The sequence below is a fragment of the Variovorax sp. GW821-FHT09B01 genome, from assembly GCF_059418345.1.
Window position 1 is genome coordinate 21446 of sequence record NZ_JBWKPQ010000003.1, and the last position, 15059, is coordinate 36504.

Consider the following 15059-nt stretch of genomic DNA (forward strand, 5'->3'; position numbering starts at 1 on the left):
TCAGCCGCGCGCCAGCCCGGCCGCGTCCGACGGCGAGCCCGGCAGCCCGAACTGGTGCCAGGCGCGGCGCAACTGGGTGTCGGAACCGAAGCCCGACAGCTCGGCCGCCCGCGTCACGCTGACGCCCGAGGCCAGCGCCAGTTGCGCGGCCGCCAGCCGCAGTCGGCGCAGGTAGGCCAGCGGCGCCACGCCCGCATGCTCGACGAACAGCCGCGTGAGGTGGCGCGCCGAGGTGTGGGCCACCTCGGCCATGCGCGGCACGTTCCAGTCGGCCTGCGGCCGTTCGCTGACCGCGTCCTGCACGCGGTGCAGCGCGGCATGCAGATGGTTGCGGTAGGCCAGGAAGGGCGAGAGCTCGGGGTCGTGCGGGCCGCGCCGCAGCGCCACCACCATGGTCTGCGCGACCTGCGCCGCCAGCGCTTCGCCGCAGGTGTCGGCGATGCGGTGCAGCAGCAGGTCGATGCCGGTGGTGACGCCGGCGCTGCTGTAGACCGGCGGGTCGAGCACGAACACCCGGTTGCCCACCACCTCGCAGCGCGGCTCCACGGCGCGCAGCTCGTCGAGGTGATGGTGGTGCGTGGTGGCGCGCCGCCCGGCCAGCGCGCCGGCATGCGCGGCCAGCAGGCTGCCGGCGCAGATGGTCAGCAGCTCGAGCCGGCCCGCCTCCAGCCGCAGGCCGCGCAGCCAGTGCAGCAGGTCCTGCGTCTCGGGCGTGTCGATCGGGATCGTGTCGCCCGGCATGCCGACCAGCACCACCCAGGCGGCGGTATCGGCACCATCGGCGGCGGGCAGGTCCGGCAGCGGCGCCAGCCCGGTCAGCGCGATGCCGACCGAGCCGACCGTGTCGGGCCGCGGGCTCGCGAACTCGATCGCGAAGCGCGGCGCCGCCCCGGTGGCGCGCAGCCGCTGGTTGGCGATGCGCAGCGCCTCGGCCGGCCCGGCCCAGTCGAGCACCAGGCTGCCGGGCAGCAGCACGAAGACGACGCGGATCAGGGTGGGTTGTGCGTCCATGCGTAGTCCATCTGGCGCGCGGTGCGCTCGGCCAGTTCGCGGCCGGCCAGGCGCTCGACCAGATGCAGGCTCATGTCGATGCCGGCACTGATGCCGGCCGAGCTCAGGATCCGGCCGCCGTCGACCCAGCGCACGCCTTCGCGCACCTCGAGCGCGGGGAAGCGTTCGCGCAGATCGGCCAGGTCCTCCCAGTGCGTGGTGACGGCCTGGTCGGTGACCACGCCGCTGGCCGCGAGCAGGAAGACGCCGGTGCAGACCGAGGCCACCAGCCGCGCACCCGCGGCCTGCCGCGCGATCCACTGCAGCGTGGCGGCGCTCGCGAGCGGCGCGTCGACCACGCCGCCGGGCACGAGCAGCAGGTCGGCCTGCGGCGCGTCGGCCAGGTCGTGCGCGGCCAGCAGCTGCAGCCCGGCGCGCGCCTGCACCGGCCGCGCGGGCGCGCCCTCGGCCACGGCCGCGACCTCGAAGGGCGCCGGTTCGTCCGGCCGCAGCCGCCGGTGCACGCGGCTCGCGGTGGTGAACACCTCGAACGGGCCCGCGAAGTCCAGGGCCTCGATGCCGTCGAAGGCCAGGATCAGCACGCGCAGCGCGGCGCCCGGTGAAGAACTCATGCCGCGCGTTCCAGCGCCTGCGCCACGCCGCAGATGGTCGCGAAGCGCCCCGCCAGCACGGTCGCGGTGCGGGCCTTGATGTCGGCGGCCGAGAGCGGCGTGCCGTCGGGCTGCACCATGTCGAAGGTCAGCGTGGCGTTGGTCACGTAGTCGACCTCCCAGCCCAGGTCGGAGGCGTGGCGGGTGGTGGTCTCGCAGCACTGCTCGGTGCGGATGCCGCTCACGATCAGCCGGCCGATGCCCTGCTGGGTGAGCCAGATGTCGAGCCCGCTGTTGACCAGCGCGCTGTGGCGGTGCTTGGTGAAGGTGGCGGCGGCCTCGAAGCCGGCCACGCCCTCGATCGGCCGCACGAAGCCCGATTCGACCGCGAAGGGGTTGGCGGCGGTGCTCGGGCCGTCGACGTGGTAGATGCGCACGATCGGCAGGCCGGCTTCGGCCGCGCCGGCGATCAGCGCGTTCTGCGCCGCGAAGTAGGGAGCCGCGACGCCTTCGTTCCAGTACGGGCGCTGGCGGAACGATTCCTGGGCGTCGATCACAATCAGACAGGTCTTCATGGCGGATTCCGATAGGGCAAAGTGGATGATGCCCCCGATTCTTCAGCGATCGAGCCGCACCGGCCGCTCGGGAGCGGACCAGAATCGATCAGATCAGGACATCGCCCGGCGCGCAAGGCGCCGCCGCCTCAGACCAGGCCGCCGGCCTGCAGCTCTTTCTTGAGGTAGGCGTAGAACAGCGGCGCCGCCACCAGCCCGGCCGGGCCGAACACCGCCTCGGCCACGAACATCACCGCCAGCAGCTCCCACACGCTCATCTGCGTGCGGCTGCCCACCACCTTGGCGTTGATCACGTACTCGGCCTTGTGGATCAGGATCAGGAAGGCCAGGCAGGCCGCCGCGGTCACCGGCGACACCGACAGCGCCACCAGCGTGATCACCGCGTTGCACACCAGGTTGCCCACGATCGGCACCAGCCCGGCCACGAAGGTCAGCGTGATCAGCGCGGGCGTGTAGGGCAGGTGCGGGCCCCACAGCGGCATCAGCACCAGCAGGAAGATGGCGGTCAGCAGCGTGTTGAAGGCGGCGATCCAGAACTGCGCCGCGACGATCTGGCCGAAGGCCCGACCGAACATCGTGATGCGCTGGTGCAGTTCCTCCGACAGCGGCCGGCGCGGTCCGCGCGCATGCGCCACCGCGGCCAGCCCGCCGATGATCAGCCCCACGTAGGCGAACAGCAGCGCCCCGAGCCAGGCCCGGCCGGTGAGCGCCAGCATGCCGGCCTGGGCGCGCATGTAGTTCGCCACCATGCGCTGGATCTCGGCCGCGCCCTCGGGCAGGTAGACCGCGATCTCGGGCGGCAGCTTCAGCCGCAGTTCGAGCACCGTACGCGCCGTGTAGTCGAGCAGCTCGCGGTACTGGTCGGGCGCGTCGATGATGTATTCCCGCGCCTGCGAGAGCCCCAGCGTGATCAGCGCGATCGGCGCCAGCAGCACCAGCGTGACCGCGACCACGCGCGCGATGCCGTCGCCGCGCGCGCGCAGCGGCGCGACGCGCGCCAGGCCGCGCCCGATCAGCCGCGCGAAGAAGCGCGTGGCCAGAAAGCCGATGCAGGCGCACAGCAGGCCCGGCAGCAGGTGCTGCCACATCACGAGCATCAGGCCCGCGAGCATCAGCAGGTAGCTGGCGATCACCACGTTGCGCGGCGCGCTGCCGCTGCGTGGCGGCACGGGAGCGATGGGGGCGGTGGGCAGGGGCTTGGTCATCCGGGAGGGCGCTCGCGCGTCGAAACCCGGTTTGTTCAGGCGACGACCACGGCCGCGCCCTCGCCGCGCTCGGCGATGACGCCGATCTCGTGCACCGTCTCGCCGGCGGCGCGCAGCGTGGCGGCGCAGGCGGCGGCCTCGGCCGCGTCGATCACCACCACCATGCCGATGCCGTTGTTGAAGGTGCGGTTCATCTCGATGTCGTCGATGCCGGCCACCTTCTGCAGCCAGGCGAACAGCTCGGTCTGCGGCCAGCTGCCCTTCTTCAGGTGGGCGGCCGTGCCTTCGGGCAGCACGCGCGGGATGTTCTCGAGCAGGCCGCCGCCGGTGATGTGGGCCAGCGCCTTGATCGGGTGCTTGCCGAGCGCCTCGAGCACCGGCTTCACGTAGAGGTGCGTGGGCTCCATCACAGCTTCGCGGAAGGGCTTGCCGTCGAGGGTGGCGGGCAGGTCTGCGCCAGCGCGCTCGATCACCTTGCGCACCAGGCTGAAACCGTTGGAATGCACGCCGGCCGAGGCCAGGCCCAGCACCACGTCGCCGGGCTTGACGTCCTGGCCGGTCAGGATCTTCGATTTCTCGACCGCGCCGACCGCGAAGCCCGCCAGGTCGTACTCGCCGGCCGGGTACATGCCGGGCATTTCGGCGGTTTCGCCGCCGATCAGCGCGCAGCCCGAGAGCTCGCAGCCGCGCGCGATGCCGCCCACCACCGCCGCGGCGGTGTCGACGTCGAGCTTGCCGCAGGCGAAGTAGTCGAGGAAGAACAGCGGCTCGGCGCCCTGCACCAGCACGTCGTTGACGCTCATGGCCACCAGGTCGATGCCGACCGTGTCGTGCATGTTCCACTCGAAGGCCAGCTTGAGCTTGGTGCCCACGCCGTCGGTGCCGCTCACCAGCACCGGTTCCTTGTAGCGCTTGGGCACCTCGAACAGCGCGCCGAAACCGCCGATGCCGGCCAGCACGCCTTCGCGCATGGTTTTCTTCGCGAGCGGCTTGATGCGGTCGACCAGCGCGTCGCCGGCATCGATGTCGACGCCGGCGTCCTTGTAGCTGAGCGGAGTGGGCAGAGGGGAGGTCATGGCTGGTTGGGAGCGAGAGGAATGGAAAGCGCACCGGCCGCGATGGCACCCCGGGGGGAGGGTCAAAGGGCGAAACGGCCGGGCCGATAGAATTCCGGACGATTTTACGGGCGTTGACCGCCCCCTCCATGAACCTTCCCGGGATGAAACAGCTCGCGCTCGATATCGGCATCGCGACGGGCCCCAGCTTCGACGCCTTCTTTGCCGGCCCGAACGAGGCGGCGCTGCGGCACCTGCAACTGTGGGTGGGCGGCGCCGGCAGTCCGGCGCTCCACTCGCCCGTGCCCACCTACCTGTGGGGCGAAAGCGGCAGCGGCAAGACCCACCTGCTCGAATCGGTGCGCGTGGCGCTGCGCGAGCAGGGCGCCAGCGTGGGCTGGCTGCACGCCGGCCTGCTGGAGCCGCCCGAGTTCGACGAGCGCTGGGTCGCCGTGCTGCTCGACGACGTGCACCTCTACACCGCCGTGCAGCAGCACGCGGCCTTCAACTGGTTCGTCAACGCGCAGAGCCTGCAGCGTGGCGTGGTGGCCGCGGGCGCGCTGCCGCCGGCCGACCTGCCGCTGCGCGAGGACCTGCGCACCCGCCTCGGCTGGGGCCACGTGTTCCATCTGCAGGTGCTCGGCGAGAGCGAACGACGCGCCGTCCTGCGCCAGGCCGCCGATGCGCGCGGCGTGATGCTGTCCGACGATGTCCTCGACTACATGCTGCACCGCTTCAGCCGCGACCTCGGCAGCCTGATGGAGCTGCTCACGCAGCTCGACGGCTATGCGCTGCAGACGCAACGCGCGATCACCATCCCGTTGATCCGCTCCATGCTCGAAAACGAATAAGAAGAACCCTTCTCAACCAATGATCAAGAAATTCATCGACAAGCTGCTCGGCAAATCCGCCGGCGGCGCACAGGGAAAGAGCCGCTTCGGCAAGCGCGAGGAAGTGCCGGCGGAGGTTCACCGGATCGATCCGGCCCTGGTCGACGAACGCGCGAAGAACGTGGTCACCACCCTGCAGCAGGCCGGCTTCGAGGCCTACGTGGTGGGCGGCGCGGTGCGCGACCTGCTGCTGGGCCTGCGGCCCAAGGACTTCGACGTGGCGACCAACGCCACGCCCGAGCAGGTCAAGGGGCTGTTCCGCCGCGCCTTCATCATCGGGCGGCGCTTCCGCATCGTGCACGTGGTGTACGGGCGCGGCCGCGAGCACGAGGTGATCGAGGTCTCGACCTTCCGCGCCTACATGGATGCCGCCGCCGCCGGCCAGGTCAGCGGCAACGAGCGCACCAGCAAGGGCGAGCTCGCGGGCATGACCCATGCCGTGGACGCCAGCGGCCGCGTGCTGCGCGACAACGTCTGGGGCCCGCAGGAGGAAGACGCCGCGCGCCGTGACTTCACCGTCAACGCGATGTACTACGACCCGGCGCGGCAGGTGGTGATCGACTACCACCACGGCATCCGCGATGCCCAGAAGCTGGTGCTGCGCATGATCGGCGACCCGGCCGTGCGCTACCGCGAGGACCCGGTGCGCATCATCCGCGCCATCCGCTTCTCGGCCAAGCTCGCGGCCCTGGGCTTCAAGCTCGAGCCCAAGACCGGCGCGCCGCTGGTCGAGTCGAGCAAGCTGCTGGCCGACGTGCCGCAGAGCCGCCTGTTCGACGAGATGCTCAAGCTGCTGCAGACCGGCCACGCGATCGCCACCGTCGAGCAGCTGCGCAAGCTGGGGCTCGCCAAGGGCATCTATCCGCTGCTCGACGTGGTGGTGGAGCGTGCCGACCTGCCGTTCGTGAAGGCCGCGCTGCAGGACACCGACCGCCGCGTCGGCGAGGGCAAGCCGGTGGCGCCGAGCTTCCTGCTGGCCTGCGTGCTGTGGGCCGACGTGCGCGACGGCTGGGCCCAGCGCCAGGAAGGCCGCAACGGCCAGCGCGCGCAGCCGCCGTTCCCGGCGCTGCAGGACGCGATCGACGACGTGTTCAACGCGCGCATCGGCGATGTCTCGGGCCGCGGCAAGCTGGCCGCCGACATGCGCGAGATCTGGATGATGCAGCCGCGCTTCGACAAGCGCACCGGCTCCACGCCCTACAGCCTGGTCGAGCAGGCGCGCTTCCGTGCCGCCTTCGACTTCATGCGCCTGCGCGCCGACGTGGGCGAGGTCAGCGAGGCCATCGCCGAGTGGTGGCAGGAGTTCAGCACCTCGGACGACACGCGGCGCCAGGACCTGCTGGACCAGGTGCGCGACGAACAGAAGACGCGCCAGCGCGTGCGGGTGCGCAACACCGCGCCCGTGGCGGCCGCGCCCGGGGGCGCAGCGCCCAGGAGCGCCGCTGCGCGCAACGACGAGCGCGAGGACGACGAGACGACCGAAGGCGAGGGCGGCGCCGTGCCGCCCGATGGCGAGCCGGCCGCGCCGCGCAAGCGCCGGCGCCGCCGCAAGCCGCGCACCGGTGGTGAGGGCGGCGCGCCAGCCGCATCCGAATGAGTACCGCCAAGCGCCCGCCGGGCGGCAAGGCTGCGCCGGGGCGCAAGCCCGCGGGGGGCGGCGAGGGCCGCCGCCAGGCACCGCGCGATGCCCGCGATGGCGATGGCAAGCCCGGCCGCGCGCCCGGCCGCGGCGTCAGTTCCGCCGGTCCGGCCCGCAAGGGCGCGGCGCCGGCGCGCAAGCCGGCCGGCCGCTCGGGCGGCTCCGGCCCGGCTCGTCCCCCGAGCCGGTCTCGCGACGAGTACCCCACGGTCCAGGCCTTCATCGCGATCGGCGCCAATCTCGGCGATGCCGCCGCGGCGGTGCGCGCCGCGATCCTCGCCATCGGCGCGATCGAGCGCACCACCGTGACGGCGAGTTCCTCGCTCTACCGCAGCGCGCCGGTCGATGCCACCGGCCCCGACTTCATCAATGCCGTGGTCGCGGTGCGCACCGGCCTCACGGCCGAGGCGCTGCTGGCCGACCTGCAACTGCTCGAGCTCGAAGCCGGGCGCGAGCGGCCGTTCCCGAACGCGCCGCGCACCCTCGACCTCGACCTGCTGACGCACGGCAACACGGTCAAGGACACGCCCGCGCTCACGCTGCCGCATCCGCGCATGCGCGAGCGCGCCTTCGTGCTCAAGCCGCTGGCCGAGATCGCGCCCGACAAGGTGCCGCGCGCCGCGCTGGCGCGCGTGTCGAAGCAGGTCATCGAGCGGCTGCGCGACACCGACGCCAAGGCCTGAGCGAAGGTTTCGGGGGAGGGCGGGCGCCGTGCTGCTGTACGTCCTCGATCTCGCCGGCGTCGCGGTGTTCGCCGTCAGCGGCGTGCTGGCCGCGGCCCATGCGGGGCTCGACTGGCTCGGCGTGGTCGTGATCGCCTCGGTCACCGCGGTCGGCGGCGGCACCCTGCGCGACCTGTTGCTCGACCGCCATCCCGTGTTCTGGATCCGCGACACCCGCTATGCCTGGGTGATCCTCGCCGTCTCGGCGCTGGCCATCGCCTGGCTGCACGCGTTGCCGGTGCCGCAGCACGCGCTCGCGGTGGCCGATGCGCTGGGCCTCGGGCTGTTCGCCGTCATGGGCGCGCAGGTGGCCGAGGAGCAGCGCCGCGGCGCGCTGATCGTGGTGCTGACCGGCACCATGACCGGTGCCGCCGGCGGCCTGCTGCGCGACGTGCTCACGGGCCACGTGCCGCTGCTGCTGAGCGGCGGCTTCTACGGCTCGGCCGCCATCGCGGGCATCGTCGCCTACCTGCTGCTGCAGGCGGCGGGCCTGCCGCGGCGCTGGGCCTTCCATGCCGGCATCGCGCTGGTCGTGGCGCTGCGGCTCGGCGGCATCTACGGCGGATGGCAGCTGCCCGTGCTGAAGCTCGCGGCCTGAGTCGTTTTCGGGCCGGAAGGCGGCCGCGGCCGCCGTGCCTCGCGCATATACAACGAAAAGATCAACCCCCCAAGGTCCGGATCGCACGATCCGCCCGTTTAAACTTCGCGGGTTTTTTCATCAAGGCGTCATCAAGTTGTGATTGACGTCCTCCAGGAGTCGCCATGTTCGGCAAGCTGCTGCCCCGCGAGGGCAATTTCTTCGAGATGTTCAACCAGCACGCCGAGCGCATCGTCGAGGCGGCCCGGGCCTTCGAGCAACTCGTCACCAACTACAACGACGTGCACCTGCGCGAGCAGTACAACCGCGACGTCGACAACGCCGAGCGCGCGGCCGACCGCGTCACGCACGACGTCAACCGGCTGATCCACAAGACCTTCATCACGCCGATCGACCGCGAGCAGATCCACAAGCTCATCAACACCATGGACGACGTGGCCGACCTGATCCAGGATTCGGCCGAGACCATGGCGCTGTACGACGTGCGCCACATGACCGACGAGATCGTGCGCCTCACCACGCTGAGCGTGAAGTGCTGCGACCGCCTCAAGGACGCCGTGAAGTACCTCGGCAAGATCGCCGACCCGGCCGTGGCCGAGGCCACCCTGAAGACCTGCGAGGAGATCGACCGCCTCGAGTCCGACGCCGACCGCGTGATGCGCAGCGCCATGAGCAAGCTGTTCCGCGAGGAGCCCGACGTGCGCGAGGTCATCAAGCTCAAGGCGATCTACGAGCTGCTCGAGACGATCACCGACAAGTGCGAGGACGTGGCCAACGTGATCGAGGGCATCGTCCTCGAGAACTCCTGAGCGGGCACGACCGATGGCAACGGTGCAGGTCGCCCTCTGGGTGGTGATGGTGCTGGTCGCGCTCGCGATCCTGTTCGACTTCATGAACGGCTTCCACGATGCCGCCAACTCGATCGCGACCGTGGTGTCCACGGGCGTGCTGCGGCCCGGCCAGGCCGTGGTGTTCGCCGCCTTCTTCAACCTGATCGCGATCTTCGTCTTCCACCTGAGCGTGGCGGCCACCGTGGGCAAGGGCATCGCCCAGCCCGGCGTGGTCGACGTGCACGTGGTGTTCGGCGCGCTGATCGGCGCCATCAGCTGGAACCTCGTCACCTGGTACTACGGCATCCCCAGCAGTTCCTCGCATGCGCTGATCGGCGGCATCGTCGGCGCCGTGATCGCCAAGACCGGCACCAGCGGCCTCGTCGCCTCGGGCATCTGGAAGACCGTGGCCTTCATCTTCGTCTCGCCGGTGCTGGGCTTCCTGCTCGGCTCGCTGATGATGGTGATCGTGGCCTGGACCTTCCGCCGCGCCACGCCTTCGCGCATCGACCGCTGGTTCCGGCGGCTGCAGCTGGTCTCCGCCGGCGCCTACAGCCTGGGCCACGGCGGCAACGACGCGCAGAAGACCATCGGCATCATCTGGATGCTGCTGATCGCCACCGGCTACGCCTCGGCCGGCGAGGCCGAACCGCCGACCTGGGTCATCGTGAGCTGCTATGCCGCGATCGCGCTGGGCACCATGTTCGGTGGCTGGCGCATCGTCAAGACCATGGGCCAGAAGATCACCAAGCTCAAGCCCGTGGGTGGCTTCTGCGCCGAGACCGGCGGCGCGCTCACCCTGTTCCTGGCCACTGCGCTGGGCATCCCCGTGTCGACCACCCACACCATCACCGGCGCCATCGTCGGCGTGGGCTCGGCGCAACGCGCGAGCGCGGTGCGCTGGGGCGTGGCGGGCAACATCGTGTGGGCGTGGATCTTCACGATCCCGGCGTCGGCGTTCGTGGCGGCGATTGCTTATTGGGTGAGCTGGCAGATCTTCTAAGGGTGGTCCTTCGAGGTACCGCCTCGAAGTTGCTCGGATGGGAGCTGCACGCACGACATCGATCGAGGATCGTCCTATGGTTGCGCTGACAGCTCAGCAGAGAGGGGCGCTGACAAGCTATCTGCGTACTTGGAAAATAGTGCCAGGTGCATGCGTCGAGATACCCGATAGCGCAACCGATCGGTTCTGCGAACTGCTTCTTCGAGGGCAGCCGTGGAACGAAATGTGGTCGGTTGGCGATGTCAGGGACCTGATCGAGCGCGTGCGGGAGAAGGTGCTTCGCACCGGGAGCGAGCAAGGCCTGGCGGTCCCGGCCATGTTGTGCGAGGAGCTTGAGGGCAGCCTGCAAGCGGAGCTTGAGTCCTATCCGAGGGACTACTTTGTCTATGTCGAGCTTCCAGGCTTGAGCCCTGGTTGCCTTGTGGACGAACTTGCCATCCTCTCTGATCAGATTGCCTTGGTCAGAACCAGTGCACCTTTCGACAGAATCGAAAGACTGGTGCGCCCAAACTACCCTGTGGGTGCCAGCGACCTACTGGCAAACGTCAGTTCGACGGACGAGGCGCGCGAAGCGCTTCGTCCCATCAGCAGCTTCCTTCTGGAACAAGACTCCGTCTACTTGCGAATCACAGAGTCTGGTGGGTTGCCAGACCTTCTCTTTGGAGAGGAGCCGGCGCTGCTCCCGCGAGCGCTCACGGTTGTAAAGATCGTTGTGTTCTACGGGCTGGAGATCGGCTTGTTTGTTCGGCGTGAGGTTTTCCGGAGTAGGCACTTGGATTCCGGGCGGCGGACCATTGCGCATATCGCCATTCATGCGGTGCAGGGCGATGAGCAGCGACCTGAACAGATGCCGCGCGATCTTGAGAACTTCGTGCGTGGCGTGACCTTTGACCATTTGGATGAGAAGGAGGTCGAGCCTTATCAGCGTCGCAATATGGCGCCGGACCTCCATCCAATTGTTCACTTTCTATCCACCCTGCATTTCGACCCGCACGCTCAGCGGATCGCCGCCGGCATTGAATGGCTGATCGACTCGCTGATAACAACGAATCAGACACTCTCGCTGGTACAAAGCTGTATTGGTATCGAAGCCATTCTTGGTGACAGCACGCCAGGAGCGTATGAGCTGGGAATCACTGCACGTCTCTCGGAGCGATTCGCGTACCTGATGGGGACCAGTGCAGAAAATCGGAGCGCGCTACGGGATCAGTTTCGACTCGTGTTCGCGAAGAGAGGGGATCTCGTTCACGCGCGAAGGCATCGATTGCCACCCCATGAGTTGCAGGTGGTGCAGATCGCCCAGAAGATGTTGCAGGAGCTCATTCGCAAGGAGCTGTCCTTGATGCTTGATTTGTCACCCGGTGTGCTCAGCCAAATGGATCCAATGGAGATCAAGCTCAATATGAGGCCGTTCTAGGGTGTTTGGCTCGATGCGTTTGCTGCCGTAGTTGCGAGAACTCCCGAGCGTGCGGCCGCGGATCCCTGCCATGCGGTCTCTGTGTAGCTACCACGCCTGAAACACCGCGCCCGCAATGACGAGCGCCGCCAGCGACGGTCCCGCGCTCTCGACCAGCGCGATGCACTCGTCTAAGGGCGCCATCTTCACCATCGAGCCTCGCCGTGCCTCGACGATGAAATCGATCTGGACCGTGCGGTCGTCGTTCACGTAGAACTGAAGCGTCTCGCCGAACTGGTCGATGAGGCCGAAGAAATTCCCGGGGTGGACGAGTACGCCGCGCATGTACTCCCTGATCTGCTCGAAGTCGAAGTAGGACTCGTCCTCCGGCTTCCCGAGGCCCCACCCGTTTTCGCGGTAGTCATGGTGGAACGCGACGAAGCCGGGGCGGTTTCTCTCGGGCCATTCGATCATGTGCAACTCCTTGGGGCCTGGATCGACATCGGACGAACAAGCCGTCGTTGTAGCGCGAGCCCGTCGTCGATGCGTGCAGCGCAGTGCGTTTCAGCACAACTTTCTGAGCCTGTTGTTATCGCGCCAAAGAGTCCCGATTCCATCGATGGGCTCTAAGGGTTGTCACGGACTCTTCACTCGCACACGAGACCATCACTGCACCCGATTGCAGATGCATCGTGTGCAGCGTCGCTCGGAGCCGGTCCCACGCCGGTGCCGAAAGAAACGCGATCCGATGCGCACGAGAAACCGCGGCGAGCCGCCGCGGAATCCCCGGTGTCCCCCCCGTTCCGGGGTGGTTCCTCGAAGGACCGCCCAGGACGCTTGTTGTGCTTAAGAAAGAGGAAGCTGAAATGAAAAAATCCCTGGTGGCATTGGCCGCCGTGCTGGCGGCCGGCGGAGCGGCTGCTCAATCGTCGGTGACGCTGTTCGGCGTGGTCGATGCGAGCGTGAGCAACTACTCGACCAAGAGCGAGTACCGTGGCACGAACCCGCTGCTGATCGGCGCTTCGCGCAAGCAGAGCCAAACGGCCCTGGCGAACGGCAGCAGCAGCTCCAGCCGCCTCGGCTTCCGCGGCACGGAAGATCTGGGCGGTGGCCTGGCAGCGAGCTTCTGGCTCGAATCGGGCATCACCAACGATGACGGCAAGACCGGCGTGGCCGCGTTCGACCGTCGCTCCACCGTGAGCCTGTCGGGTGGCTTCGGCGAAATCCGCCTCGGCCGCGACTACACGCCCACCTACTGGAACGACAACGTGTTCGATCCCTTCGGTCTGCGTGGCGTGGGCACGAGCCTGATCAGCCGCGTCGGCGATTCGCTGTCGCGCAAGGGCGGCACCGCTCCCAACGGCGCTTCGGCCAGCGACAACTACGCGCGCGCCAGCAACAGCATCGGCTACTTCCTGCCGCCGAACCTCGGTGGTTTCTACGGCCAGTTCCAGTACGCGCTGCACGAGAACGTGAAGTTCGACGAGAACGTGATCGAGTCGCCGTCCAAGCGCGGTTCGTACTTCGGCGGTCGCGTCGGCTATGCCAACGGCCCGCTCGACGTGGCTGTTTCCTACGGCCAGGACAACAAGGACTCCACGCCGCTGACCGCGACCACGGTCCTGACCCCGGCGCTGGCTTCGCAAGCGTTCAAGAACCGCATCAACACCTTCAACCTCGGTGCGAGCTACGACCTCGGTGCTGCGAAGCTGTTCGGCGAGTACTCGTCGGCCCGCAACAAGTTCGACAACGTCACCACCCTGGGTGCTCTGAACTACGTCAACAGCGTGACCGACAAGTACGACGGTTTCCTGCTCGGCGTCAGCGTGCCGGTGGGCCCGGGCCAGATCAAGGCTTCGTACGGCTACCTGAAGTACAAGGCTGGTCAGAACCCCGTCGTGAACCCGGCCCTCGCGCTGTTCGGCAACCCCGAACTGTCGACCAAGGCCAACCAGTTCGCGATCGGCTACGTGCACAACCTGTCGAAGCGCACCGCGCTGTATGCCACGCTCGCTCGCGTGCGCATCAAGGACGGTCAGAACAACCCGACCGTCTTCGGTCGCGTGACCACCGGTGGCGCCCCGGCCTACCTGGCCACCGCTGGCTGGGCACCGCGCTCGTCGACGGGCTACGACTTCGGTCTGCGTCACAGCTTCTGATTTCCGCGTCTTTTTTGTCTCCAAGGTTTGCCACCCGGCTCTGGTCGGGTGGTTTTTTTGGTTGGTACCCGGTGTCGGCACGACCGACCGCGCAGGCCCACCGGATGCGCGAGCCCTCGGGGCGCCGGGTCCTTCCCGCCTGATTTCCTTTTTTTCTTCGCAGTGGACGGCCTCGCGCCGCGCCGCCGCATGGGCGTTCGCCGCCGGACGCTACGCCACCGACAGTGCCATGCGCACCAGGTCGATCTGCCGCTGGCAACCCATCTTGTCCATCAGCGCCGCGAGTTGCGTGCGCACCGTGTTGATGGAGACCGCCTGCGCCGCCGCATGCTGCTTGAGCGTCTGTCCCTCGACCAGCGCGACCAGCACCCGCGCCTCGGCCGGCGTGAGGCCGAAGGCGCCGCGCAGCAGTTCGGCATCGAGCGGCTGCACCCGATCGGGCAGATGCAGGCGCACGAGCAGCAACGGCTCGTTCGCCACGCGCAGATGCGCCTGTGCCTTCGTGAACTGCAGGCCGCAGGCCAGGCTGTCGCGGTCGGCGGGCATCAGCAGCCGCGTGGGCGCGCCGCCGGGCGCCGAGGCGCGCGCGAGGGTCGCCGCCAGCGCATCGCGCGCCCGCGCGGCGGGATGCCAGAGCCGGCCCTGGTGCACGCGCAGCGCGCTGCGGTGCGACAGCAACTCGGCCGCGTGGGCCGACACGTGCTGCACCGTGCCCGTGGCATTGACAAGCAGCATGGCCTCGCCGAAGGCCTCGAAGGCCGCTTCGGCCGTGGCGAGCCAGCCTTCGGCGTATTCGCGGCGACGCGCGAGCGCCGACTGCAGCGCGTGAGTGAAGCGGCGCACCCGCTCGGAATCGAGATGGCTGCGCGTGCGCTGCAGCGGCCGGCTGCGCTGCAGGGTCAGGCCGCCGCGGCGATGCGGGCCGTCCTCGATCTGGTAGCTGAGCATCTGGCGCATGCCGTAGCGCAGCATGTAGTCGGCGTAGTAGGCATTGCCCGACAGATCGCCCGCGCTGAAGAACTCCGCCGTGTCGAGCCAGGTGCCGGGCGCCGCGCCGAGGGCCTTCGGCGTGATGATGTCCTGCTGGACGTAGTGCTCGCGGTAGGCGCGCTCCGCCTCGGGGTCGACGTTCCATTGCTGGGCCGACAGCAGCTGGCCGCCGGCATCGACCATGATGAAGGTCGCGCTCTCGCCGCCGATCAGGCCGCACGCGCCTTCGAGCACGCCGAGCCAGGGTGGCTCGGGATCGGTCAGATGATGTACCGCGTCGAGCGCGCGACGCAGCACGGGGTCCTCCAGCATGGCAATGCTCCCTCGGCCCGTCGTGATTTATGGGCACACCATAACCGGGAGGGAGCGGCCGTCAATCATGGAAACCGGTGGTTG

Annotated in this window: 15 protein-coding genes; 8 read left to right on the forward strand and 7 right to left on the reverse strand. The window is 68.8% G+C overall.

Annotation, left to right across the window (positions count from 1 at the left end; genetic code table 11):
• The 5 genes from AC07RV_RS11520 to purM all read right to left on the reverse strand — a co-directional run bounded on the left by AC07RV_RS11520 (position 1) and on the right by purM (position 4457).
• Positions 1–1011 (reverse strand): GlxA family transcriptional regulator, encoded by a 1011-nt coding sequence (locus AC07RV_RS11520; RefSeq protein ID WP_296781564.1) that lies wholly within the window; start codon positions 1009–1011, stop codon positions 1–3.
• Positions 990–1622 carry a DJ-1/PfpI family protein gene (locus AC07RV_RS11525; RefSeq protein WP_093348871.1) on the reverse strand — a complete coding sequence of 211 codons (633 nt, stop codon included), beginning with the start codon at positions 1620–1622 and terminating at the stop codon, positions 990–992. The genes AC07RV_RS11520 and AC07RV_RS11525 overlap by 22 nt, the downstream gene beginning before the upstream one ends.
• Positions 1619–2176, reverse strand: a complete 558-nt coding sequence (locus AC07RV_RS11530) for an isochorismatase family protein (protein WP_296781565.1) — start codon at positions 2174–2176, stop codon at positions 1619–1621. The genes AC07RV_RS11525 and AC07RV_RS11530 overlap by 4 nt, the downstream gene beginning before the upstream one ends.
• Before the next feature lie 128 nt (positions 2177–2304).
• On the reverse strand, positions 2305–3381 hold the full coding sequence (locus AC07RV_RS11535) for an AI-2E family transporter (RefSeq protein ID WP_296781566.1): 1077 nt from the start codon (positions 3379–3381) through the stop codon (positions 2305–2307).
• Positions 3382–3416: 35 nt separating this feature from the next.
• Entirely contained in the window at positions 3417–4457 is a 1041-nt protein-coding gene (gene purM, locus AC07RV_RS11540; protein WP_296781567.1) for a phosphoribosylformylglycinamidine cyclo-ligase, read from the reverse strand.
• Positions 4458–4600: 143 nt separating this feature from the next.
• On the opposite strand from purM, the gene hda reads away from it, so the two are divergent.
• From hda to AC07RV_RS11575, 7 genes are all read left to right on the forward strand, one after another.
• On the forward strand, positions 4601–5287 hold the full coding sequence (hda, locus tag AC07RV_RS11545; protein ID WP_281077707.1) for a DnaA regulatory inactivator Hda: 687 nt from the start codon (positions 4601–4603) through the stop codon (positions 5285–5287).
• 19 nt (positions 5288–5306) lie between these two features.
• Positions 5307–6923, forward strand: coding sequence for a polynucleotide adenylyltransferase PcnB (gene pcnB, locus AC07RV_RS11550; protein ID WP_093348884.1), 1617 nt, complete (start codon positions 5307–5309; stop codon positions 6921–6923).
• Positions 6920–7648 carry a 2-amino-4-hydroxy-6-hydroxymethyldihydropteridine diphosphokinase gene (folK, locus tag AC07RV_RS11555; protein WP_366929004.1) on the forward strand — a complete coding sequence of 243 codons (729 nt, stop codon included), beginning with the start codon at positions 6920–6922 and terminating at the stop codon, positions 7646–7648. Before pcnB ends, folK begins: the two co-directional genes overlap by 4 nt.
• A gap of 28 nt (positions 7649–7676) precedes the next feature.
• Complete coding sequence (locus tag AC07RV_RS11560; protein WP_093348886.1) at positions 7677–8285, forward strand: trimeric intracellular cation channel family protein; 609 nt, start codon at positions 7677–7679, stop codon at positions 8283–8285.
• A 164-nt stretch (positions 8286–8449) separates the two neighbouring features.
• A complete protein-coding gene (locus tag AC07RV_RS11565; protein ID WP_057590652.1) occupies positions 8450–9094 on the forward strand; it encodes a DUF47 domain-containing protein in 645 nt (214 codons plus the stop codon).
• A gap of 13 nt (positions 9095–9107) precedes the next feature.
• Positions 9108–10118 (forward strand): inorganic phosphate transporter, encoded by a 1011-nt coding sequence (locus AC07RV_RS11570; RefSeq protein WP_057590651.1) that lies wholly within the window; start codon positions 9108–9110, stop codon positions 10116–10118.
• Positions 10119–10194: 76 nt separating this feature from the next.
• Positions 10195–11535 (forward strand): hypothetical protein, encoded by a 1341-nt coding sequence (locus AC07RV_RS11575; RefSeq protein ID WP_296781568.1) that lies wholly within the window; start codon positions 10195–10197, stop codon positions 11533–11535.
• 87 nt (positions 11536–11622) lie between these two features.
• Here AC07RV_RS11575 and AC07RV_RS11580 read toward each other — a convergent pair whose 3' ends face one another.
• Positions 11623–11988: a hypothetical protein gene (locus AC07RV_RS11580; protein WP_296781569.1), complete on the reverse strand. Its 366-nt coding sequence runs from the start codon at positions 11986–11988 to the stop codon at positions 11623–11625.
• A 392-nt stretch (positions 11989–12380) separates the two neighbouring features.
• Here AC07RV_RS11580 and AC07RV_RS11585 point away from each other — a divergent pair, with 392 nt between their 5' ends.
• On the forward strand, positions 12381–13673 hold the full coding sequence (locus AC07RV_RS11585) for a porin (protein ID WP_093348891.1): 1293 nt from the start codon (positions 12381–12383) through the stop codon (positions 13671–13673).
• Between the two features lie 210 nt (positions 13674–13883).
• Here the strand turns inward: AC07RV_RS11585 and AC07RV_RS11590 are convergent, their stop codons facing one another.
• Positions 13884–14975 (reverse strand): helix-turn-helix transcriptional regulator, encoded by a 1092-nt coding sequence (locus tag AC07RV_RS11590; RefSeq protein WP_296781570.1) that lies wholly within the window; start codon positions 14973–14975, stop codon positions 13884–13886.
• Positions 14976–15059 lie beyond the last annotated feature (84 nt).